Below are 23,860 nucleotides of genomic sequence, written 5' to 3'. Positions count from 1 at the left end.
GACTAACGCGATAAAATATAGCGAGAATGGAAATGACGCAACCAGACAACTCAGCCAAGCAGAAAACGCCGCCGTCTCGAAAGCTTATGCTGGTTCGATTCGGCAAGATGGGAACGCTGGGCTGGTGTGAACATAACGAAACAAACATCCCTCGTACCCGCCCCTACGTGGTCATCAAGACCAGCCGGGGGCTGGAGCTGGGACAGCTTGTGGGTGTGGGCAATTATCGTTCGGGCCAGTTCAAAAGCACCCCCGAACAGGTCGAAGCGTATTTCGGCCCCACCGAGACCGGCCAGCCGGTCATCACCGAAACCGCAACCTTTGTGCGTTTTGCTACCCCGGAAGACCTGCGTGAACAGCAGCATCTGGAAATTTCCGCTGCTCAGGAAGCCAAAACCTGCGAAAAGCTGGCTGCCGAACTGAATCTGCCGATGAAGATTATCGAGGCCGAACATTTGTTTGGCGGTGAACGCGTGATTATTTATTTCACCAGCGAAGGACGGGTGGATTTCCGTGAATTGGTCAAACGCATGGCCCGCGAATATCAGACCCGTATCGAATTGCGGCAAATCGGTTCCCGTGATGAAGCCAAACTGGTCGGCGATTACGAAACCTGCGGGCAGGAGTGCTGTTGCAAGCGTTTCCTGAAAATCCTGGCTCCGGTGAATATGCGGATGGCCAAGCTGCAGAAAGCGACGCTGGACCCATCCAAAATCAGCGGCCACTGCGGACGCCTGAAATGCTGTCTCCGATATGAAGATGCGACGTATCTGGAACTCCGCGAACGGCTGCCCAAAAAAGGGGAGACTGTGACCACCGCCCAGGGGGTCGGGCGTGTTGTGGATGTGCAGATTCTGACTCAGCTTGTCGTTGTACAGTATGAAAACGGCGACCGACAGGCCTGGCCCGTCGATGAAATTAATGCCCTCAACAAGCTCGCTCCTGCCGAGGAAGTGCAAAAAGAAATCGCCAGCCAGCCCCAGCCTGAAAACTCCGACAAGGAAATCACTGCCGTCGATGAGGCCGCCATGGAAATGGAAGATCTGAGCCGTCAGATGCGCCGCGAAGAACAACGCTCGCGCGGCAGTCAACAGCGTCCCCGTCGGGACTCACAGCCCCAGCCGCGTTCCCAGCAGCAGGCCCAGCAGGACCGTGGCGGAAAATCCGACCGTTCCAACGGCGGCAAAAACCGCAATAAAAAATTTAAAAAGCGTTTTCAAAGCAACAATGGTAATAACAATCCCGGCAATCGTAATGACGGCGGGGCGACGCCTGACCAGAATCAGCAGCCCCATCGCCCTCAGCAGCCGGAAGGTGGAAATTCATGACGCGAAAAATACTGGTAACCTCGGCATTGCCGTATGCGAACGGCCCGATTCATCTGGGTCATCTGGTCGAATATATTCAGACGGATATCTGGGTGCGTTTTCAGAAATTGTGCGGCAATACCTGCTATTATTTCTGTGCGGATGATACCCATGGCACCCCGATTATGATTCGGGCCAAAAATGAAGGCATCCGCCCCGAAGACCTCATCGCCCGGATGCACGGCGAACATCTGCGGGATTTCACGGCCTTTCATATTGGCTTTGATAATTATTATACGACTCATTCACCCGAAAATCGCCAGTTGAGCTGCCTGATTTATGAACGTGCCAAAGCCGCAGGGTCGATTGTGGAAAAGAGTATCCAGCAGGCCTATGATGACCACGAAAAGATGTGGCTGCCCGACCGGTTTATCAAGGGCACCTGCCCGCGATGCAAGGCCGAGAATCAATACGGGGATTCGTGCGATGTCTGCGGGGCGCATTATCAGGCCTCGGAATTGATCAATCCCGTCAGTGCTGTCAGCGGCAAGCCCCCCGTGCTCAAGGAAAGCACGCATTATTTCTTCCGCCTGACCGATTACGCCGACCGGCTGCGGCAATTGTTTGCCGCCGGCTACGTACAGGATTCAGTCCAGAACAAGCTGGAAGAGTGGTTTGCTGCCGGCCTGAAGGACTGGGATATTTCCCGCGACGGCCCGTATTTCGGATTTGAAATCCCCGGCCACAAGGATAAATTTTTCTACGTTTGGCTGGATGCCCCGATTGGCTATATGGCCTCCTGCAAGAATTACTGCCAGCGCAACGGCCTGGATTTCGAGCAGGTCTGGAACAGCGGTGACTATGAAATTTATCATTTTATTGGCAAGGATATTATGTATTTCCATGCCCTGTTCTGGCCGGCACTGCTGTTTGCCGCCGATCTCCGCAGGCCCAACAAGCTGTTTGTTCACGGCTTCCTGACCGTCAACGGCCAGAAGATGAGCAAGAGTAAGGGGACCTTTATTATGGCCCGAACCTATCTTGAGCATCTGGACCCGGAATATCTGCGATACTATTATGCCTCCAAGCTGTCCGGCGATGTCGGCGACATCGACCTGAATCTCGATGATTTTATCAATCGTGTCAATGCCGATCTGGTGGGCAAACTGGCCAATCTCGCCAGCCGCTGCGGTCCGATGCTGACTGGCAAACTCAATGGCCGTCTTGGCTCTCTGGATGCTGCCGGCAAGGACCTCCTGGCCTCGCTGGTTGCTGCCAAACAGGAGATCATTGCCGACTATGAACAGTTGAATTACGCCTCGGTCGTCCGGCGGGTGGCGGCGATGGCCGATCTATGTAACAAATATACCGAAAACAATCAGCCCTGGGTGGTTGTCAAGACCGACCCCGAACAAGCCCGCATGACCCTGACGACGATTTTGAACGCCGTCCGGATTCTGACGATTTATCTTAAGCCGGTTCTTCCGGCATTTGCCGACAAAATCGAACGCTTCCTCGACATTCCCGCCCAGACATTTGCCGATGTGGAAACGACGCTGGAAAACCGACCGATCAAAAACTTTATACGACTTGTGGAACGTGTGGATAAAGAAAAGGTAGAAGCCATGATTGAACAAAGCAAGCCTGCCGAGCAGCAGCCCGCTGCTGGGCCAGCCCCCGCAGCAGAAGCACAAAAACCCGCATTGCCCGCCGGATGGGACGAGCCTCTGGCGCCTGAATGTACCATCGAGGATTTCGCCAAAGTGGATTTACGGATAGCCCGCGTGCTCAAAGCCTCCGCCGTCGAAGGTGCCGATAAACTGCTCAGTCTCGAACTGGACCTGGGCGGCAATGTGATTCGCCATGTCTTTGCCGGCATTGCCAAAGCCTATAAACCCGAAGACCTTATCGGTCGGCTGGTCGTCTGCGTGGCCAATCTCAAACCCCGCAAGATGCGGTTTGGCCTGTCCGAGGGTATGGTCTGTGCCTCTGGCCCCGGCGGCAGTGAAGTCTTCCTGCTCAGTGTCGATGCCGGCGGCAAACCCGGCCAGCGCGTCCACTAACTTTTTCGGAGGAATTGGTTTGGCCAAACTCAGTATCGAACAGGTCGCCCGCGATGATGGACGGTATGATCCCCGGGCTGTGAAGTTTGTCTTTGAAGGCCTGGGGCATACGATTGAAAAACTCCGTCTGGATGAAGATGCCGACCAGCCGCGTCATGTCAGCGGCCAGGAACTGGCCTGGGGACTGGCCGACCTGGCCCGCAAACGCTGGGGCCGTCTGGCGGCAATGGTTCTCAATCACTGGGGCGTCCGCCGCACCCGCGACTGGGGCGATATTGTCTATCTGATGATTGAACACGAATGGATGAGTTCGCAGGAAAATGATCGCATCGAAGATTTCGATGATGTGTATGATTTTGCCTCGGTCTTTGAAAAAAATTATGTCATTGACATCAAGTAGTGGGGGTTACCCCAGTACTTCCCGAATGATCCGCTTATAGGCCTCTTTGGCCTGTTCCAGCTGATCGATGGCGATATATTCATTGGGCTTATGACACATCGCCGGATCCCCTGGCCCCAGAATAATCACCGGCGCATTGAGCCGTGCCAGCCATGGTCCATCCGTGGTAAAACCCACCGCACGGACCTCATCTGTCCCCACGGCTTTGCAGACCTGTTTGAGGAAGGGATTATCCGCCTCTGTTTCCAGTGCCGGCACCGAACGCACCACCGAAATCGACGCATCAAAATCCTTGTCATGCCGCTTGAGCTGTTCAAACAGCCGTTCAATGTCCTGAATGACCACATTATGGGCCTGTCCCGGCAGCGTGCGGATATCCACCCGAATCGAACACTGGTCCGGCACAATATTGGGTGCCTGGCCGCCTTCAATCTGGTTGATGCTCATACTGCACCCGCCCAGCAGCGGATGGACGGGATAGTCAATCCTGTGTTTGCGGAGGTCCTGTATCAGCGTTACCATTTTCTCGATGGCATTAATCCCCAGATGCGGCATCGACCCGTGGGCGGTCTTGCCGACGGTGGTGATCTTCAGCCATAAAATCCCCCGATGGGCCCGCATGATATGCATCCCCGTCGGCTCCGGCACAATAATCCCCGCCAGCGGCCCGATCGTCGATTCTGCATCACGCACAAATCGCTTGACGCCGGCACTGGTGGTCTCCTCCGCGGCAGTCCCGCTGAAAATCAAATCTCCCGCCAGAGAGCCCGTCTCGCGGTGAATCTCGGCCACCGCCGCAGCAACCGCTGCAATCCCCCCCAGCATATCCGTCGCCCCGCGTCCCAGTATGTTCCCATCCTGTTCAAGGCCCTCAAAGGCCGGAAATGCCCACGTTTCCTGTCCTTGCGGCACCACATCCAGATGTCCGGCAAACAGCAGGGCGGGTTTGTTCCCCGTTCCTGCAATCCGAGCCGTAAAGTTGGCATGTTTGTCATCCCAGCAGTCTATTTCGCAGTCAATCCCCACAGGACTCAGAAATTGCCGTAATACCTGAGCTGTTTCAATTTCACCTTTGTCCGAGGTCGGTGCCGTTCGTATCAGTTGTTTTAATAAGTCTCGCATAAGACTTATCATTATACTCCCTCGGGCCTAAAAAGAAAACCCCCTGCATCCGCAAATTTCAGCAGGATTGCAGCATTATCCCGGCCAATCACAAATTTAGACTCATCAGCCAATACCGGCCTGCCTCCGCCATATCGTTCAGATTGACAATCCCATCGCGATTGATATCCGTCCGCTGATAGAAATCATTATGATATCCGCCATCATCTGCCAGCCAGTAATCCGCCAGCCGCATCAGGTCGCCCCCATCCACCGTCCCGTCCACGACCACATCCCCCGGCAGCGGATCAGCAAAGAATACCAGCGTAAATTCCTCCGATGCCTCATATTTTCCCAGACTGTCAACAATGCGATACGTAATCCAGTAGGGCGTATGGATAGACTGTCCGGACGGTGTACTGAGACGATATTGCAAATGAATGTGTGATTCCGGCATCGTGCTGTGACAAAAGCGATCCCCGGGCTGCTGGAACAAAATTCCATAGCTGGGATTGCGGGCTGTCAGTCCACTCCGTATCCGGACGCATTCAACCCATAGGCAGTAATCACGGTTGGCCGTACCCACCAGGTGCCGGGCCGTATCATCGGTGATGATATCAAACCCCGGCTCACCAATCTGGTACCGGCTGTACATTGCACTGTAGTACATCGGGTAATGCCAGAATAGCCAGGTCGGATCGGAACTGTGATTGGGGTCACTGTGCCGATAAATCTGAGAACATTCCACGAACAATTGATCATCATCCGCCGTCCCTGCAACCCCATCGGCATTGCACCCAATCCGGTAATGATCCAGCGGACAATCGCCGACACACAAAGAATACCCCAGACAACCAATCAATCCAGTCAAAACCAATCGTATAGCAATCATGTAATCAATCCTTGTATTATGGTGAATAGTCAGTTAATCATCCAGCGGCGGCCAGCCGGGTGCATATTGCGGAAACCACAGACACATTCCGCCCGGCCAGTCCCAGGTCTGTTCTACAGCCAGCATGGCCGCATGGCCGTCCACAAACACATAATTGGAACAAGCCCGGTGCCGATCCCAGGCGATTTGTGCTTTTGCCTCTTCGATTGAGCCCCAGTTTTCCGGGTGAATATGGTCATACCGCGTCCAGCTGTCCGGCGACTCGCTGATATAGATGCAATACCCCGGCCTGCGAATCCGCGATGCAACATTGTAATACCCCTTCGTCTGCGGACACAATGGGTCCAGCAGGGCATTCAGTGCAAAGCTGGACCACCGTGCATCTTTGGGCTGGTCCTCAAGCGGCACTGTCCAGTCAACAAATTGTTTCGAGCGGTCCGACGGGCAGCGCGTCAGCAGGGTCTCGGAGGTATAGGCTGCCAGAATATTCAGCCAGTACTGCTCCGGCTTGCTGATATGACACGAACTGGGCGGCAGACGGTCCTTCTGCTCCATCAGATAAGCACTTAGGGCAATCCCCATCTGCCGGCCATTGCTCAGGCAAATCATCTTCCGGGCCGAATCCTTAGCCTTCTTCAGCGACGGCACCGCAATTGCCAGCAGCAGTGCGACAATCGCGATAACCACCAGCAATTCAATCAGCGTGAATGCCCGCCGAAGATAAGCAAAACAGGGGCGGGAACAAATCCCGCCCCGGATTATGCGATGGCTGTGGACGTTCGTCGAAACGAATAGTCCTTGTACAATCATCGTTTTACTCCCGCACCGACCGGCGTTTCAGGACGGCTGCAGCCCCCAGTCCCAGCAGCATCAGGCTGGCTGGTTCCGGAATGGTCTGAAAAGTCATCGTATAGACTTCCGAAGCGTCAAAACCGGTGTTTCCCAGATCAACCGCCCGAAACTGGGCCGTAAAGGTCTGCCCCGGCCCATCAGCCAAAACCAAAAACGCGGTGTGTGTATGAAAACCCCACGCCCCCAGTGTCCCGTTTTCATTATATTTGTCGCTCATCCACAGGGTATCCAGCGCCAAGCGGTCGCCATCGGTGGTCAATATTGCCTGCCCGGTTGCCTCTAACTCCATATAAAAATCAAGCGACGAAAAGCTGACCCGCTCCAGGGCAATTTGCCAGGCCGGCTCCACGCTGCTGTCGGAACCGCCGAGTTGATAAAGCCCGCTGGCCGGGTGGGCGGACATCCAGCAGTCCAGCTGGGCCTCATAGACCGCCTTGCCGTCGATAACATCACCGGTTGGCGTCATATAAATGGTGGACCACTGCGGCTGCTGAGGTTCTGCAAAGATCCACAGCGTTGTATCATCCGCAGTGCCCGCTATGCCGTCGGCATTCAGGCCGATATGCGTGTGATCGTGGGCCAAAACCGTATTGGATACACGAAGACAGACGGCCAGAGCCGCCATTACAATAACCTTGTTCATAAAATCATCCCTTCTCCGAAAAGAAGCCTTTTCGGATTGAAATTAAATACAATGACTGCAGACTCCGACACCACCGAATCTGCGACACACAGACAAATGACTAGTGGAATGATTTTAGAGAACCGGAGGGGCCCGGCTGGCTTTAGGGGATGGTCCAAATGAAGTGACAATAGCAGATAGTTCACAGACACAGTGATATCCGGCATCGCCGGCGAAAACCACTGCCGACAACATCTCAGGCCGATACGAATTCTGATCGCCTGCCAGCATCTGGCAAATCCGACACCCTGGCTCATCTGGGCGGTTATGGTTACTCGAGCAGGGAACAGACTGTTCCGCAGGCTCCTGCCGGTGATGGCAGACCCGGATATGCAGGCTCTGCGTGATGCCCGTCATCAGGCACAGCAGACTGGTCAGCACAATCAATATGCAGATTTTATATCGATGATGTTTCATGTTCAGCCATCGTACAGGTCGAGCACAGGCCTTCCATCTGAAGCTGTTGCCGCTCGAGCCGAAATCCCGCCGGCAGCTCCACCGTCGGCGGGGTAATCCCTGTCAGGCAGAAGGTTTTTTGGCAGCCCCTGCAGATAAAATGCGGATGACACAGATGCTTCCAGCAGTGGTGCGAAGGTTCATACAGCTGAACCCGATTACGAATCAGAGCCGTATGAACAATCCCCGTTTTCACCAGCGAATGCAATGTCCGATACAGGGTTACCTTATTGGCGTTCTGACCCATCCGCCGGGCAATCTGCTCCCGGCCAAGCGGCTGGCCCGCCTCCAGCATCGCTCCCAGCATTGACACGCGAACCCGTGTCGGCCGTAACCCGTGCTGTTCTAACATCTCTACCGCTTTGATTTCGCTGGGTTTCATTCTAAGAGAGTCTTGTAAATATTAACAAAAAAGATAAATCAGACCCTGTAAATATGTTACTGTCGTTGATACAGTTTCTATTATATCCGTTCGTCATCAAAATGCAACTGAGTTGCATTTGGAATTTTCTCTTTTTATCTCTTTTATTATTAAAAATACTAATGATATCTTTTTTGAGATTGATATTGTTCCAAATTCCGCCAAAATTTATCTTGCAGGGGGCCTGTTTTTCGTCATAATGAATTGTTTAAATGATATAGCGCGACATTCACAAGTTAAAAAGGATATTCGATGGGACCAGTACTGCATGGTTTAATTAAACTGCAGCGGGTAGAGAACAAGCTGCGTGCGGTTCAAAACAAACTGGCACGTTGCCGAAGAAGTGTGCTTTTTCAGGAAAATCAGCTTCGTACGTTGCAAGACAGTCTCGAGGCAAAACACGAAGAAATTAAACTGACCCGCATTCAGGTGGATCGACTGGAACTGGAACTCAGATCAAGAGATGAACATTTAACCAAACTTCGCTCTGCTCTGAATACCGCCCGTACAAACAAGGAATATTCGGCCATCCTTACCGAACTCAACACCTCCAAAGCCGATGACTCCAAAATCGAAAGCCAGATTCTGGAGCTGATGAAAAATATCGATGCCGATCAGGCGCTGTGTCTGGATATTCAAAAGCAAATCGAAGAACAGAAAATCAAACTCGAACAGACACGTTCCGAATCCGAAGGCAAAGCTCAGGAGCTTGAAAAAGAAATCAGCGTCATCCAGAAGGAGTGGGACCTGATGGCCCAAAAAGTCCCTGTGGACGTCCTGCAGATTTTCAAACGCGTTGCCGAAACCTACGACGGCCAGGCTACTGCCACCGTGGAACGCACGGATGAAAACGCCGCCACCTATAGCTGCGGCGGTTGTTTTATGGGCATTCCCGCCGAAATCGTCAATGTCCTGTCCAACCGGGACGAGATTATGCGGTGCGCCAATTGTACCCGCATTTTGGTTCTTGAAGATTCGGACGAATAATCCAGGCAAACACAGGAGCCGCCTGCCGTGACAAAGATGATCGTCTATACGGATGGGGGCAGTCGCGGAAATCCAGGCCCGGCTGCAGCCGCATATATTCTCAAGGACGCCGCCGGCAAGACTATCGCCGGCAAGGCTTATTTTCTCAATCAGGCCACCAATAACATAGCCGAATACAACGGTATTCTCCGCGGCCTGCAGGCCGCTAAACTCGCCGGTGCCTCCCAGGTCGAACTGCTCAGCGACAGCGAACTGATTATCCGCCAGATTCACGGCCAGTATAAAGTCAAAAGCGACGCTCTCCGCGATTTGTTCTGCCAGGTGATGGACCAGCTTGCCGCCTTTCAATCCTGGCAGGCCAGCCATATCCCCCGCGAACAGAATAAAGAAGCGGATGCCCTGGCCAATCGAGCCATGGATGCCCGGCGGGATGTGGAGTGGTTTGCCGAGGCCGCCTCTCCAGTCAGGCCCGTTCGGCTGGGGGTCCTCATCAGCGGCGGAGGCCGAACGATGGAAAATCTGGATAAGCAGATCAAAGCCGGCCGGCTGTCTGCTCAGATAGTCTGCGTGATCTGTTCCCGACGGGAAATCAAAGGGGTGGAACTGGCCCGAAACCTCGGTTTTGAACCGGCCATTATCCGTGTCAAAGATTACCCTGACATCGACCGCTTCAGCTCACAAATTGCCCAAACCCTCGATGCCGCCGGAGTGGAGCTGGTCATTCAGGCCGGCTGGCTGTGCCTGTGGCATATCCCCGCCCACTACGAAAACCGTGTTATGAATATTCATCCTGCCTTGCTCCCCAGTTTTGGCGGGCAGGGGATGTGGGGCCATCATGTCCACCAGGCCGTCCTCCGCAAAGGCTGCAAAGTCAGCGGCTGCACCGTGCATTTCTGCACCAACGAGTACGATGCCGGCCCCATTATCGTGCAGCGTACCTGTCCTGCATATGATACAGACACCCCCGATACACTTGCCGCCCGCGTCTTTGAGCAGGAGTGCATCGCCTACCCCGAGGCAATCCAGCTTTTTGCCGAAGGCCGGCTCAGGGTCTCTGACGGCATTGTCCGCATCCAACGTTAAGCCTGTTTCGAGGCTTTTTCAGTCCATAAAAAAATCCTTGTAAGCGTTTAACTTACAAGGATTTAGCTCATCGAGGCCGACGGGGATCGAACCCGCAACCTTCGGATCGACAGTCCGATGCTCTAACCAATTGAGCTACGGCCCCAAAGAGAAGACAGATTAAACTCGATTTTGGTAGTTCTGTCAACTGCTTTTTGACACGCTGATTAAAATTTTGCTAAACGCTTGTTTTTATTCGGCTTACGAATATAGTCGATATGCCGGACAGCTTTTTTAGAGATTTTATTTTCGCCAGCCGGCCAGTAGCTGCTCCCTCCCTGGGGACCCTTTAATCGTTTCCCCGCCACTGCTCAGTCCGAACCCCCTGATAGGTCGTCAGGACATACTCAATCGTTTTTTCGCTCTCAGGCTCCAGCGTCAGTGTATATTTGACCGTATCCACATCCACTTTCTCAAACAAGCTCTTTGAATCCCCCAGATTTTTAATCGTCCAGTAGGGGGTATTGAAATTCCGCCTGATTTCCAGCTTCACCGGCAGCTGACGGGTATTTTTGACCTCGATCCGGAAGGTCTGAATCTCATCCCAGCCGTTGATGTTGCCGTCCTTGTCAAAGCGATAATTATCGGTCTTGGTATCCATCACCATCGGCTTGACGACCACATCGGACACACGCCCCAGATTCAATTCAACGTCTTCGTTGACCGGAATATACTTGAACGACGACTGCCCCTCATACGACAGGTGCTGCTGGTCATCGACCGTGCGATACACTTTTATCGTTCCGTCCGGAATGGGGGTTTCGCCGAGTTTATGCTTGGTATCGTTCTTAAAGCTCAGATAACGAATCACCGCAGGCCCATACATCTGCTCATCATACTTATACAAATTCACCACAGGAATATCCGACACATCAAAACTCGGCAGCCGCTTGGACCATTCATTCGGAATCGTCTCAGTGCCCTCAATTGTATAAAGAAAATACTCGCTGAGGCCTTCCTTGACGATTTCCTTCTTCTCTGCCAGTTCACTGCGGCCCACGGCCCGTCGTGCCATCATGGGTGCAGCAGCCATGTCCAGGGCTTGGGGGACTTCCGCCGGAAGCGGTTTCGGCTGCGGGGAGCCATAAGGATACTGCTGACGGGCCAGCCGGGCAATCTCATCCAGCAGATGAATCTTGCCGACAATCAGCCGGGTCTGGGCGTTCTCGTAATCCTCGCCGGAGTTGTTGGACACCCGAACGAAGCCTTCCAGCCGCATGGTCTTTTCATCCTCCGCCAGCGTCCCCATATAAAACGCCTGCCAGCTCAGCCCGCTGGTCAGATAGGTAATCTCCACCGGCACCTTGCCGTCCACTTCGCTGTCGATAGTCCACAAGCCCAGATTCTGAACCCGCGGCGGAAACGTCAAATCGGCAATAGTAATTTTGTCGGCAAAGGCTTTCGGCTGCATGGCCAGACTCGTCGGGTCAATCAGCGTGTTTTCCCAGGAAAACTGCAGCTTATTGCCGCCTTCCTTGAGCGTCAGCGACCGGCTGTCCCGCACCAGCGTCAGGTCCGCGGAATTATAAATCGTCAATTGCGTCGTATCCCGGCTGGGCAGGGTGACCAGGTCCACCTTGGCAGGGACGATGCCGGATACGATGGCGATCAGAATCAAAACGGGTATCTTTTTCATATTGAACCATCCTTTGCTATAGGGTATCAGGTTTTTTTAGCCTCTCTGTCTTTCGACAAATCCGCTCTTTTTTTGTGTTGGCTGTATAATCTTGTATTGACTCAGGGGCGGACATTCCGCCGGTGATAGTGCATGGTCAGTTCCCTGGTTGCAGGTCCTTTGTCGTCGCGGGCGGGCAGTTGAATCTCAAACTCCAGCGTCGATGCATCCTTCCGCTTATATTCCATGTTGCATTCTTCCATTTCCCACTGGCCGGGGATGTGCTGTATCATCGTCAGCACCGCAGGCTTATCCTTGAAGTTTTCAATCTTGGCCGTAATCAGCTCATCGGTATCAAACAATACCACATTACCGACATTGTTCCGCCGGACATTGATTTGGGCGTCCTTCATCTTGCGCTGCGTAACCACGATATCCCGGCTGTCGCCGATATACAGCTCTGCCTTCTGGCCCACAGGGATGATGGTTGCGTTGTCCTCACCCAGAAAGATGGTGCTTTCATGGCCGTCATCCTGAAACAGGCGGGTCTTGCCGCCCCACATCGCAAACTGTCCCAGCCCGCTGTCTTTATTATTGAATATGCGATAGCTGACCGGAATGCCGATATTCTGGTTCTCGACCAGTTCCGGGTCCCACGGCAGTCGCGCCGAATCCCAGGTCCAGACTTTGGTCACAGGCACCGACGGCGCCTTGAGCAGCAGCATTTGCTTGGTTTCTTCATGAGCCGTATTCACTTCGAAGGCATCGCCGTAATCCAGGGTAATTTTGGCCTTGTCAAAATCCTCACCGGAAAAATTCCGCAGAATCAGATAACTGTTCAGGTCCAGTTTGGACTCATCTTTGTCCGCAACGGCCTTGTACGTTACGAGCCGGTCAATATTGTACAGCAGATAGCTGATCCGTACCGTCTCGGCATAGTCGTCTTCGGAGGCAATCTCCCATACCAGCGCCGCTTCCCCCGGTGGATAACTGATATTGAGCAGCTTGACCTGGTTCGGGTGATCCAAAATCGTCAGCCGGATGGAATCCGGATCAATCGATACGGCTTTCCATGAAAAATCGACCTTGTTCAGGCCTTTTTGCAGCGTCAGAATCCGCTCCTCCTCAATCAGCGTCGCTGCCGGATTATCCAGCCGAATCACCGTCGCATCCCGTTGCGGCAGGGCCACCAGCTTGGTCCGGGCCTGGACAACCGGGCCGGTAAAAAGTGCGGCCAGAAGCATCAAAAGACAGAATTGTGTTTTCATACGATATACCCCTTTCTTTGGTTATTGAGTGGGTTTCGACTTTACATCCTTGCGGGTCCCGCAATATTTTTTGACTTGATACCCAAACAGGTATTCTGTTTGAGGTTGTAACACCGCAGTAAACCGGGCATGCTGGCTGTCGTGTTGGAGATAGTGAACCTCTGCCCCTGTGGTCATCAGGCTCAATTCCCACGAATCCGTATTGAAATTGCGCGTGACCTCAAAATTCGCCGGGATACCTCGCGTATTGGTCAGCTTGATCTGCCAGGTCTCGATTTCATCCCAGCCGGCAATGTCACCCTTGTCGTTGAACAGATAATTCTCTGTCCGGCTGTCCATCAGCACCGGCTCCACCTTGACCAGCGTATCGGCCCCCAGGTTTAGTTCCACCGCTTCGTTGACCGGGATATACTTGATATCCGCGCTGCCAACGTAAGCAGTATTCTGCTGGTCGTTGACCTGCCGGTACAGTTTTATCGTGCCGTTGGGCAGGGGGGTCGTGCCGAGTTTATGCTCCGAATCGTTGGCAAAGGAGACAAAACGCACGGTCTGTGTGCCGTAACGATCCTCATCATATTTATACAGGCTCTGGATGGGAATCTCCGACACATCCAGCGACGGCAGCCGCTTGGCCCATTCGTTGGGCAGGTCTTCGGTGCCTTCAATGGTATAGAGGAAATAGTCGCTCAGGCCCTCTTTCGCTATCGCTTTATAATCATAAAAGGGTTCGCCGGCTATACCCCCGATGTCTTTCATCGGGCCGTTGAATACCATTCCCAAATGATCCAGACCCTCTTTATCAAGGAATCCTTTGAGCGTTGTTACCCGGCTTAGATTTTCCAATTCCACGTCCGGCCCATAGGGATACTTTCTGCCAGCCAGAATCGAGATTTGATCCAGCAGATGCACCTGTCCGAGAATCAGCCGGGTCTGGACATTTTCGTAATCCTGACCGGAGTGATTCTGAACCCGGACATAGTTTTTCAACTGCATGGTCTTTTCGTCCGGGCTGATTAAGCCCTCATAAAACGCCCGCCATGACAACCCGCCGGTAAAATAGGTAATCTCGAACGACACGGCCCCTTCGACCTCCGAGCGAATCAACCACCGGCCGATATCCTGAAGTCGTGCGGGATAAACAAGCTGCTGAACATCGATTTTGTCGGCAAACTCCAGCGGCCGCAGCGATAGCGACGTCGGATCAATCATCGTTTCGGCCCACATAAACTGCAGCCAGTTCCACCCGGCCTTCAGTGTCAGCTTGCGGGTGTCCCGCACCAGCGTCAGATCGGCGGAATTGTAGATCGTGACCTGCATCTGGTCGGGCTTGGGCAAAACCACCAGCTCAATCGCACTGGCCGGGGCGAAGGGGGGCTTGTCCGGAATGTCTTCCTGCGGCACAATTCGCGTCCTCCCAGCAAGTCCGACAGAGGCAACCCCTTCGGTTTTTGCAGCCATGGGCTTCGGTGCTATTGGAGCCACAGTTCGAGTCAGGTTATATGTGGCAGGGTGATCCTCGATTGTCTGTGCCGAGTTCCGCCAATACGACTGCATCACGAAAAGAACCCCCGCCGCAAGCAGAATGACCGCTGCGGGAACCATCCACTTCAATCCCGTCCAGGGTGTAACCCTCAGCAGCGGTTTTGTCTGATGGAGTGAAGCGAGTGTCTTTTGAATGAGTTCATCCGGCACCGTCGTATCCTCGTTCAATACATCCAGACTCGAGAACTGTCGTCGGAGTCCCTCCAGCTTTTGACGGCATAAGCTGCATTCGTTTAAATGCGATGCGATCTCAAGCCGCTGGGCCTCGTCCAGCAGGTCGAATTGATATTGAATCAGCATGTCCTGGGTCAGATGAGATTTCATATCTGTCCTTCGCCTCCATCAGGCAGCAAGACCGCCAGTCGCTTCAGTGCCCGGAACATCGTGGTCTTGACAGTCCCGATAGAACAATTCAACGTCTCTGCAATTTGCTTGTAACTCATTTTCTGGTAGTAGTTCAAAACCAGTACAATCCGCTGCTGTGCCGGCAGTCTCATCAGGGCCTGCCGGACATCCCGCCGGCGTTCTTCGGCCAGTGCCATCGCCGACGGCTCCATCTCACTGCTTGACGCAATCTGGTCGGCACTCAGGCAATGGTTTCCATCAGTACAGGGGGTATCGTGGTTCAAGGATAGGGTGTGTGTAAGTTTTTCCTTGCGGAAGCTGTTGATGGCGGTATGGGTGGCTATGGCATAAATCCACGGCCTCAAGTCCGTCCCGCGAAAATCCCCCACCTTCTCAAACGCTTTTCGGAAGGTCTCTTGAAACAAATCATCAGCTTTATTTCTGTCTTTGACCATTTTGACAAGATATCCATATACGGCAGGCCCATGACGCCGAATCAGATTCTCAAAGGCGTCAGCATTGCCGTTCAAATGTGACTCTATTAGGCTGCGGTCGCTGTATTCCATGTGAATTGTCAATCCCGTTCTCTTTCCTTTGACAAACATGGGACCCAAAAGGTTGACAAAAAAATGCAAAATGGGTGTAAAATGATTTACACTTATGGTATAGATGTCGCTATAGATTGTCTTGCTTGGCTATTTCGCCGGCACTGAGGGCCTCGGTGTAGCGGGGGCAGCAGGGATTTTCAGCACCGCCGGCTTCAGGCCTTCACCCGTGGCAGTCACCGTGATATCACCTGGCTGTCCGGTCGATTGAATAATCACCTGAGCCAGGCCATTGAAGGTCTTGCGTTTCCAGGTTGGCAGGATGGGCCTTTCCAGAAACAGCACAGAGGCACCTTTGTTAATGCCGCCCGGACCATCGAAGTTGACCACCGCCACGGCAATCGAGTTTGCCCCGGCATGCAGGAAGGATTTGATATCAATCATCGGGGCGGCTCTCCAATCCATCGATTGTCCAGCCTCCTTGCCGTTAATATAAATCCAGCCTTGCTGGTCAATACAGCCAAAGGACAGCAGAATTCTGTCTGCCGCAAGGTCTGTTTCAGACACAGTGACTGTGCTGCGAAAGACTCCGTGCTCGTCCCAGGCCAGCGGGCCAGTGTCAGAGTGGATGTTGTGTTTGGCCCAGGTCGAATCGTCATAGTCCGCGGTGATTTCGGCAAGGTCTTTCCGGCGGGCATCACCGACTTTCTTCCACGTCCAGTGTCTGACCGGCTCCGACCGCATCGGTCGCTGCGTCAGAAATACATCGGGTTCGTGCGAGGATGGATTGCCATTGCCGACACCGATCAGTTTGCCCGGACCTGCGAGGGAAAAGCTGATGTCGTTATTGGCTGTGGGAACCCTGCGCCCCTGTGCATCGGTAACCTCTACGGTAATAACCGCTGCATCTTCGCCGTCGGCCTGGATGGTGTTGCGAAATGGCGTCAGCGTAATGGCCGCCGGTTCACCGGCGGTTTCAACGCGGCAGGTGGTGATTTCTGTCCCCTTCTTATACCCGCGGGCCAGCAGAGTACCCGGCTGATAAATGACCTTCCACTCCAGATGTGAATTGGCCTCCATCTTCTTTTTGCCCAGGCTCTTGTCGTTGCAGAATAATTCCACCTCATCGCAATTGCTGTCGCAGCGGACAGTGAGTTCCTGACCTTCTTTGCCTGGCCAGGTCCAGTGAGGCGACAAGTGCAATACCGGCTGTTCGGTCCACCACGATTTGAGGTAGTAGAAGCTGTCTTTGGGGAAACCGCAGGTGTCGAGGATGCCGCACTGCGAACTGATGGCCGGAAAAGTAAATGGAGTGGGTTCGCCGCGATAATCGAAGCCGGTCCAGTAGAACAGCCCCGCCAGATAGGGACGCTGGGCATAGTGTTTCCAGCCGATTTCACAGTTGCCGCCAGAGTTTCCTTTTTCAAGGGCGGCGATATGGGCGTTCGGACGGTCGTCAAAATAAATGCCCCGCGTGCCCTGGGTCGTGGTCTCCTCCGTGCCGACCCCCGGCTGGATGGGGAATTTGGCATGGTGTTCGTCGGTGCTGCCGTGGGAGATATAATTATAGCCCATGACATCGACCACCGTCGAGATGCCGTATCCCCAGCCGCCGCTGATGGCAACGGTAATCCGGCGGGTTGGGTCCAGCCGCTGGGCATACGCCTGCATCTCCGAGGCAATCCGGGCCCCTGTGATGTTGCCTTCAATCGCCCATTCCTCGTTGCCCAGCGACCAGAGGATGACGCTGGGGTGATTCCGGTCACGCAGAATCATCGTTTTGAGCTGCTGCTGAATCTCAGGCGAGGTCCCCATCAGGCGGTTTTCGTCGATGACCAGCATCCCCAGCCGGTCGCAGGCATCCAGCAGTTCTGGTGTCGGCGGATGATGCGAACAGCGGTAGGCATTGGACCCCATCTCCTTCAGACGGGCAATCCGGAATTCCTGCAGGGCATCCGGAAGGGCCGTGCCGACGCCGGCATGGTCCTGGTGATTGTTGGTGCCTTTGAGCTTGACAGACTGGCCGTTCAGAAAGAACCCCTTATCCGGGTCAAAATGGATAGTCCGAATGCCCAACGGCGTTTCAACCCTGTCAATCGGTTTTCCATCACACACAACGAGGGTGACAAGTGTATAAAGATAGGGTGATTCAAGCGACCAGAGTTTTGGATTGTCCACGGTTAAGGTGCAGGGAAAATCGTCGGTCTGGCCTGCCGTCAAAGATAAGTTTTTGAGCTGTGCGGTTGCCGCAGATTTGCCTTCGGCATCCAGAATAGTATGGACAATGTCAAATCCCTGGCTGGATTCGTATTCATTGATGACTGTGGTTTCAACGGTAACCAGAGCACGGCTGTCCTGAGTTTTCGTATGGACAAAGATCCCATACGGTCCGACATGCAGTGGCGAGGTCTTGACCAGCCAGACATGGCGATAAATGCCCGCACCCTCATAAAACCATCCTTCTTCCATGGTGGCGTCCACCCGGACCGCAAGGGTGTTGTTCTGGCCGTAATTCAGGTAGGGGGTGATGTCATAACGAAAGCTGGTATATCCGCTGGGCTGCCGGCCGAGGTAATGGCCGTTGATCCAGACCATGGAATCGCGGAAGACGCCGTCAAATTCAACGCTGATGCGACGACCCAGATCCGATTCCGGGATGGCAAATACCTTGCGGTACCAGCCGACACTGGTTTCGGGAAATTTTCGGCCCAGGGCCTTGTAACCGTGGCTTTGGCTGCCGTTGGCGTCGAAGGGAAGTTCGACTGCCCAGTCGTGCGGCAGGTTGAGCTGACGCCAGGTCATGTCGTTATAGTTGGCCGCTGCAGGACCGTCGCCATAGCCGGCCTTAGCCAGATACGAGAAATAGCCGGTGGCGTGGTTGAAGTCGGTGGGGGCGTCAGAGGGGTGGCCGAAGGCAAATCGCCAGTCAAAATCCATCAGCAAACGCTCTCTGGGGTGAGCAGACCGGACCGAACTGGAATCGCCTGCGGCGGACCAGCCTGCCAGAAGACCTGAAAGAACCGCACAGAACACGAGGTTGCGATACCATGGACTTGCCATAGACACCTCCGACGACATTATTATATGTTTAAGGGTTTCTATGCTTTGGGGGCCAGTTCCGACAGGCGTTTGGCTAACAACTCCGTAACGACCTTGGGATTGGCTTTGCCTTTGCTTTTCTTGATGACCTGGCCGGTCAGGAACCCCTGAGCCTTCTGAGCCTTTTTGCTGTGGGTCAGGATATCCTGCACCGCTTCGGTATTTTCTGACAGCACTTCGTTGACTAAGGCCTCAATGGCGTCCGTGTCGCTGGTTTGGATCAGGTTTTCGGCTTTGGCGATATCTTCGGGGTCGGCATCTGTGCCGGCCATTTTGGAATAAATGGTCGCGGCGGCGGTGGCGCTGATCAGTCCTTTGTCGGCCATCTGTGCCAGTTTGGCCAGATGCTGCGGGCGGATGCCGAGCTGGTCCACAGAGGTGTTGTTCTGGTTGGCCAGTTTCTGTCCGATCTGGGTAATCAGATTGCAGGCCCGCTTGGGTTCGGCACCGGCTTTGACTACGGCATCAAAATAGTCCGCTGTGGCCTTGTCGCCGGTCAGTACTGTAGCGTCATAATCGCTCAGGCCGTATTCGGTGACAAAGCGTTTTTGCTTCTGCAAAGGCAGTTCGCCCAGACGAGAACGGATTTGTTCAAACCAGACATCGTCCATTTCCACCGGGACCAGGTCCGGCTCCGGGAAGTACCGATAATCGTGAGCTTCTTCCTTTTCACGCTGGAGCACAGTCATCTGGTTGACATCATCCCAGCCATAGGTTCGCTTGTTGCCCATCTGCATGGTTTTGCCGGTTTCGAGGAATTCATCCAGTTGCCGCTGGACTTCATAGGCAACGCTGCGTTCGATGGCTCGGAACGAGTTGAGGTTTTTAATTTCGCAAATCGGGGTCTTATAGGTCTGGCCGTCTTTGTAGATGTGCAGATTGACATTCGGCTCAAACCGCATATGCCCTTTCTGCATATCGCCTTCCGAGACACCCAGATAGCGGACGATGCGCTGGAGTTCCTGGGCCATCTGACGCACTTCGGAGGGGTGATTCATGTCGGGAGCGGTTACGATTTCCAGCAGCGGTGCCCCCGCCCGGTTCAGGTCGATAGCCGAGAAGCTGCCCAGTTCGTGGTTATTCTTGCCGGCATCTTCTTCGAGGTGGGCACGAATGATGCCGATGCGTTTGGTGGTGCCGTTTTCCAGCGGAATTTCGATGTAGCCGTTTTGGCTCAGCGGCAGGTCATACTGGCTGATCTGGTAGTTCTTCGGCAGGTCGGGGTAATAGTAATTTTTACGGTCCCACTTGGTAAAGCGGGCAATTTGGCAATTGAGAGCCATTGCCGTCAGCACGGCACATTCATAAGCGTGCCTGTTCATTACCGGCAGGGCCCCCGGCATTCCGATGCACACCGGGCAGGTGCGGCTGTTGGGTGTGCCCCCGTAAGCCAGCTCGCAGCCGCAGAACATTTTGGTCTTGGTGGCCAGGTGAATGTGAATTTCCAGTCCGACGATAATTTTATAATCAATTTTCGCTGCCATTGGCGTTGTTCCTTATAAGGCAGGTTTCTGCAGGTGATAGTCTGTATTGTTTTCAAACATCGCGGCAATGCGGAGGAGCGTGTCTTCGCTGAAGGTCGGGCCGATGATCTGCAGGCCGATCGGCAGGCGGTTGCTGTCGAAACCGCAGGGGATGCTGATGGCCGGGACGCCAGCCAGATTGACCGCAATCGTATAGATATCCGCCAGATACATTTGCAGCGGATCGGTGGTTTTTTCACCGATTTTAAAGGCGGTACTGGGTGCAACCGGCATCATCAGGCAGTCCGCTTTGGCGAAGGCCTCCCTGAAGTCGTTGCGGATCAGATTGCGGACCTTGAGGGCTTTGAGATAATAGGCGTCATAATAGCCGCTGGACAGGGCGAAGGTTCCCAGCATAATCCGGCGTTTGACTTCGGTGCCAAACCCTTCGGCACGAGATTTGGAATACACCTCCACGTAATCTCGGGCGCTGGGGGAGCGGTAGCCGTAGTGGCAGCCGTCAAAGCGGGCCAGATTGCTGGAGGCTTCGGCGGTGGCGATGACATAATAGGCCGCGATGGAATAATCGAAATGCGGCATCTGGACTTCCACGAGGCTGGCGCCAAGCGATTTGTATAATTCCAGTGCAGCTTTGACCGCATCTCGGACAGGGGCTTCGGCCTGTTCGATAAACTGCGGTACATAGGCAATTTTCAAGCCTGTTACAGCTTGTTGGAGGGCATTTAGATAATCCGGCACGGCAGCGATGTCGGTGCTGACGGAGGTGCTGTCTCGTTCGTCATGCCCGGCCAGGACCTGCAGCAGGATGGCGGCATCTTTGACGCAGGTGGTCATGGGGCCGATCTGGTCGAGACTGGAGCCGTAAGCGACCAGGCCATAACGGGAGACTCTGCCGTAAGTAGGTTTAAGACCGACAATCCCGCAAAACGAGGCGGGCTGACGAATCGAGCCGCCTGTGTCGGAACCGAGTGCGGCACAGCACAGGCCCGCTGCGACGGCAGCGGCGGAGCCGCCGCTGGATCCGCCTGGGACGCGAGTGTTGTCCCAGGGATTGACGGTCTTTTGGAGGCCGGAGTTTTCGGTACTGGAGCCCATCGCGAATTCGTCGAGATTGGTCTTGCCGAGGATGACAGCATCGGCGGCAAGGAGTTTTTCGACGACATGGGCATTGTAGGGGGGCTTGAAGTTGCCCAGAATCTTTGAGCCGCAGGTGGTCAGGCCTTCGGTGTAGCAAAGGTTGTCTTTTACAGCGATGGGGATACCGGCTAACGAGCCGACGGGCTGGCCGGCGGCGATTTTTTCATCTACGGCCTGGGCCTGCTGTAATGCCTTGTCAGCAAAGACGCTCAGATAGGCCCCGATTGCGGTGTCATAGCGATGGATCCGGTCGAGAAATGATTGGGTGAGATCCCGGCTTTTGACTCGTCCGGCAGCAATGTCCTGTTTGAGTTGGAAGACTGTAAAATGGTCAGTCATAAATGATAGTCCTGATAAAAAGCAGTTAAACCCCTGAATTGTCATCGAGAATTTGCGGCACTTTGTAGAAATCGTCCGCCCGGTCAGGGGCGTTGGCCAGGGCCTGTTCGGTGGGCAGCGACGGCCGGGGGATGTCGGGCCGGAAGACGTTGTGTACCGGCAGGCTGTGGGCGAGTGGTTCTACATTGGTTGTATCCAGTTCGTTGAGTTTTTGGATATATTCCACGATGGACGACAATTGTCCACTGAACAAATCCAGCTCCTGGTCGGTCAAATCCAGACGCGACAGGTGGGCGACCCGTTCGACTTGTTGACGATTGATTTGATTGCTCATAAGTATCTCAAAATCAAGGACATAGTTTTATTTCCGCGGCCTTTCTGGGGCCTATTGCGTAAGATAACACGATTTTGTCGTTCCGGCAAGGTGATGCAACCTCAGATTTCGCAGATTGCACACATAGTGAAGGATTCCTCTGTCTATTCATTTTGGCGGACTAAGGACTCTTTTTTTGTCCCTGGCGGCGTCAGGCAAAAGGCCTGGTTTATTGTCCAAATCACGCTCGTTTCGTTTATTGGGTTGTCTTTGCGTGTTATTCATTTTTATGTACCTCCGTAGTAAGGGGCGGATTTGCAGTTTTTGTTCGAAAAATCGAAATAGCCTATGGCGTGAGATTTTATAAGTACAGGCCTGGCAAGGAGAAAAAATTTTTTATTTTTTTAACGGATAGCAAAATTGTGTTAGCGTAATTTGTTCGATGTGGACAACCAGAATACAGAATTCGAGGAATTGAGGAATACAGGGGGTATTAATAAGGATTTATGATGCACCGGCGTTTTTTTGGTCTGGAGGTGGGAGGGGTATTTTCTATGACCTGTTTTTGGAAATTCTGATTATTGTTTATCGGTCTTTAAAAAAACTTTACGTTTTCTTCAAAAATTTTCACAGTTCATTTGCCAGTCCGCCTTTTTATTTCTTAGCTTTTGTGTAGAAGCGATTGATGAGTTCTTTGACAAATAAATAGGCGACCCGGCAGTGTCCAACGGACACACGAAAAAGACTACTAAATTAAGGACGGCGAGTGTGCCGGACTTTCAATCTTAGCCTCCGGCCCTGCTGACCCGCGACTGGCGGGTCAAGGGCCTTCGGCATTCCAAAGCAAATAGCAACGTGTCAACAATGACCCGGCCTATGGTGGCCGGACTCAAAACAATCGATACCGAAAACAATGTCAAGAAACACACACACAAGTAAAGGAGAAACACACAATGAAACGAGCAAGAAAAGGGTTTACACTGGTTGAAATTTTGATCGTCGTGGTCATTCTGGGCATTCTGGCTGCTATCGTGATACCTCAGTTCAGTCAGGCCAGCACGGATTCCAAAAAAAGCAGCCTGCAAAGCAACCTGCAGAGTATTCGTTCTCAGATTGCCCTGTATAAGATTCAGCACAATGACACTACCCCCAGTGATGTCGATGCGACCTTCAAGGCTCAGATGACACAGTTCTCTGATATAAGCGGTAATACGGCAGCCACAAAGGATGCAACCCATATCTATGGCCCTTACCTTCAGGTTGGCGTGCCTGTGAATCCTTTTACAGGCGGCAACACACTTGGAGTTGACTGGATTTATACCACCGATGGCGATACCTGGACATTCTCTGCTGGCGATGGCGATGGCCTTGTAACTGGTGCTCTGTGGGCCGAAATCCAGAACTATTAATAGTTCAAATAATGAGCAAGCAAAGCCGGTCGGGGGAGCAATCTCCCGGCCGGTTTTCTTTTGTGTCGGATGAATCGGCGTGCCGATTGCAGGGCAAGCCTTCGAGCTTGCTGGTTGTTGAATTGCACTGAAGGAGGATCTGAAATGATGGGAAGGTTTGCGGGAATGGGATTTATCTCAAGCACGGAGGCTTGAGTTACAATGGTTTTTCTCAAGCACAGAGGCTTGAGCTACTATGATTTATCTCAAGCGCGGAGGCTTGATCTACTATACCTCAAGCACGGAGGCTTGAGCTACTATACCTCAAGGGCGGAGGCTTGAGCTACGATGGGCGGTATTCCATGGAGCTGTATCCGGGTTGTCCTGGGGACGAAATGAGAATTTAGGATAGAGAACGCAGAATGAAATACGTCTGCCTCAGCAGAATGATGTAATTGGAAAGAATCTCTGCTCTACATTCTCAATTCTTTATTTTCAATAC

General features: G+C 53.4%; 20 protein-coding genes and 1 tRNA gene. 6 read left to right on the top strand and 15 right to left on the bottom strand.

Annotated features, from left to right (window positions below; genetic code table 11):
• Nucleotides 1-32: 32 nt before the first annotated feature.
• From ACQ9LF_RS10425 to ACQ9LF_RS10415, 3 genes are read left to right on the top strand one after another with little or no spacing between them, the layout of a single operon-like run.
• A complete protein-coding gene (locus ACQ9LF_RS10425; protein ID WP_462489340.1) occupies nt 33-1,328 on the top strand; it encodes a PSP1 domain-containing protein in 1,296 nt (431 codons plus the stop codon).
• Nucleotides 1,325-3,370, top strand: a complete 2,046-nt coding sequence (metG, locus tag ACQ9LF_RS10420; protein WP_462489339.1) for a methionine--tRNA ligase — start codon at nt 1,325-1,327, stop codon at nt 3,368-3,370. The genes ACQ9LF_RS10425 and metG overlap by 4 nt, the downstream gene beginning before the upstream one ends.
• A gap of 19 nt (nt 3,371-3,389) precedes the next feature.
• Nucleotides 3,390-3,770 (top strand): Minf_1886 family protein, encoded by a 381-nt coding sequence (locus ACQ9LF_RS10415; protein ID WP_462489338.1) that lies wholly within the window; start codon nt 3,390-3,392, stop codon nt 3,768-3,770.
• Nucleotides 3,771-3,776: 6 nt separating this feature from the next.
• On the opposite strand, the gene ACQ9LF_RS10410 is transcribed toward ACQ9LF_RS10415, so the two are convergent.
• The 6 genes from ACQ9LF_RS10410 to ACQ9LF_RS10385 form a co-directional block, all read right to left on the bottom strand.
• Complete coding sequence (locus ACQ9LF_RS10410; RefSeq protein ID WP_462489337.1) at nt 3,777-4,892, bottom strand: M20 family metallopeptidase; 1,116 nt, start codon at nt 4,890-4,892, stop codon at nt 3,777-3,779.
• 88 nt (nt 4,893-4,980) lie between these two features.
• Nucleotides 4,981-5,763: a dockerin type I domain-containing protein gene (locus ACQ9LF_RS10405; RefSeq protein ID WP_462489336.1), complete on the bottom strand. Its 783-nt coding sequence runs from the start codon at nt 5,761-5,763 to the stop codon at nt 4,981-4,983.
• A 33-nt stretch (nt 5,764-5,796) separates the two neighbouring features.
• The gene (locus tag ACQ9LF_RS10400) at nt 5,797-6,573 is read right to left on the bottom strand and encodes a type II secretion system protein (protein ID WP_462489335.1); all 777 of its coding nucleotides are present in this window, start codon (nt 6,571-6,573) and stop codon (nt 5,797-5,799) included.
• A 4-nt stretch (nt 6,574-6,577) separates the two neighbouring features.
• Nucleotides 6,578-7,258, bottom strand: coding sequence for a PEP-CTERM sorting domain-containing protein (locus ACQ9LF_RS10395; RefSeq protein WP_462489334.1), 681 nt, complete (start codon nt 7,256-7,258; stop codon nt 6,578-6,580).
• A 114-nt stretch (nt 7,259-7,372) separates the two neighbouring features.
• Nucleotides 7,373-7,714, bottom strand: a complete 342-nt coding sequence (locus tag ACQ9LF_RS10390; RefSeq protein WP_462489333.1) for a hypothetical protein — start codon at nt 7,712-7,714, stop codon at nt 7,373-7,375.
• Complete coding sequence (locus ACQ9LF_RS10385; RefSeq protein ID WP_462489332.1) at nt 7,695-8,135, bottom strand: Fur family transcriptional regulator; 441 nt, start codon at nt 8,133-8,135, stop codon at nt 7,695-7,697. Before ACQ9LF_RS10385 ends, ACQ9LF_RS10390 begins: the two co-directional genes overlap by 20 nt.
• A gap of 291 nt (nt 8,136-8,426) precedes the next feature.
• Between ACQ9LF_RS10385 and ACQ9LF_RS10380 the strand changes: the two genes are divergently transcribed.
• Nucleotides 8,427-9,161 carry a zinc ribbon domain-containing protein gene (locus ACQ9LF_RS10380; protein ID WP_462489331.1) on the top strand — a complete coding sequence of 245 codons (735 nt, stop codon included), beginning with the start codon at nt 8,427-8,429 and terminating at the stop codon, nt 9,159-9,161.
• A 36-nt stretch (nt 9,162-9,197) separates the two neighbouring features.
• Nucleotides 9,198-10,244 carry a phosphoribosylglycinamide formyltransferase gene (gene purN, locus ACQ9LF_RS10375; RefSeq protein WP_462489462.1) on the top strand — a complete coding sequence of 349 codons (1,047 nt, stop codon included), beginning with the start codon at nt 9,198-9,200 and terminating at the stop codon, nt 10,242-10,244.
• 71 nt (nt 10,245-10,315) lie between these two features.
• Here the strand turns inward: purN and ACQ9LF_RS10370 are convergent.
• The 9 genes from ACQ9LF_RS10370 to gatC form a co-directional block, all read right to left on the bottom strand.
• Nucleotides 10,316-10,389: transfer RNA gene (locus ACQ9LF_RS10370), tRNA-Asp, on the bottom strand.
• Nucleotides 10,390-10,572: 183 nt separating this feature from the next.
• Nucleotides 10,573-11,919, bottom strand: coding sequence for a DUF4139 domain-containing protein (locus ACQ9LF_RS10365; protein ID WP_462489330.1), 1,347 nt, complete (start codon nt 11,917-11,919; stop codon nt 10,573-10,575).
• 101 nt (nt 11,920-12,020) lie between these two features.
• The gene (locus ACQ9LF_RS10360; protein WP_462489329.1) at nt 12,021-13,166 is read right to left on the bottom strand and encodes a hypothetical protein; all 1,146 of its coding nucleotides are present in this window, start codon (nt 13,164-13,166) and stop codon (nt 12,021-12,023) included.
• Between the two features lie 21 nt (nt 13,167-13,187).
• A complete protein-coding gene (locus ACQ9LF_RS10355; protein WP_462489328.1) occupies nt 13,188-15,032 on the bottom strand; it encodes a DUF4139 domain-containing protein in 1,845 nt (614 codons plus the stop codon).
• Entirely contained in the window at nt 15,029-15,631 is a 603-nt protein-coding gene (locus tag ACQ9LF_RS10350) for an RNA polymerase sigma factor (protein WP_462489327.1), read from the bottom strand. The genes ACQ9LF_RS10355 and ACQ9LF_RS10350 overlap by 4 nt, the downstream gene beginning before the upstream one ends.
• 117 nt (nt 15,632-15,748) lie before the next feature.
• Nucleotides 15,749-18,658 carry a beta-galactosidase GalA gene (galA, locus tag ACQ9LF_RS10345; protein WP_462489326.1) on the bottom strand — a complete coding sequence of 970 codons (2,910 nt, stop codon included), beginning with the start codon at nt 18,656-18,658 and terminating at the stop codon, nt 15,749-15,751.
• 38 nt (nt 18,659-18,696) lie between these two features.
• On the bottom strand, nt 18,697-20,181 hold the full coding sequence (gene gatB / locus ACQ9LF_RS10340; protein ID WP_462489325.1) for an Asp-tRNA(Asn)/Glu-tRNA(Gln) amidotransferase subunit GatB: 1,485 nt from the start codon (nt 20,179-20,181) through the stop codon (nt 18,697-18,699).
• 12 nt (nt 20,182-20,193) lie between these two features.
• Nucleotides 20,194-21,657 carry an Asp-tRNA(Asn)/Glu-tRNA(Gln) amidotransferase subunit GatA gene (gatA, locus tag ACQ9LF_RS10335; protein WP_462489324.1) on the bottom strand — a complete coding sequence of 488 codons (1,464 nt, stop codon included), beginning with the start codon at nt 21,655-21,657 and terminating at the stop codon, nt 20,194-20,196.
• Nucleotides 21,658-21,682: 25 nt separating this feature from the next.
• Nucleotides 21,683-21,991, bottom strand: a complete 309-nt coding sequence (gene gatC / locus ACQ9LF_RS10330) for an Asp-tRNA(Asn)/Glu-tRNA(Gln) amidotransferase subunit GatC (RefSeq protein WP_462489323.1) — start codon at nt 21,989-21,991, stop codon at nt 21,683-21,685.
• Between the two features lie 932 nt (nt 21,992-22,923).
• Here gatC and ACQ9LF_RS10325 point away from each other — a divergent pair.
• Nucleotides 22,924-23,379, top strand: coding sequence for a type II secretion system protein (locus ACQ9LF_RS10325; RefSeq protein WP_462489322.1), 456 nt, complete (start codon nt 22,924-22,926; stop codon nt 23,377-23,379).
• Nucleotides 23,380-23,860: the final 481 nt, after the last annotated feature.

The organism is Anaeroglomus insulsum (assembly GCF_050689095.1).
Lineage (GTDB): Bacteria > Planctomycetota > Phycisphaerae > Sedimentisphaerales > Anaerohalosphaeraceae > Anaeroglomus > Anaeroglomus insulsum.
This window is presented reverse-complemented; position numbering and strand designations above follow the sequence as displayed.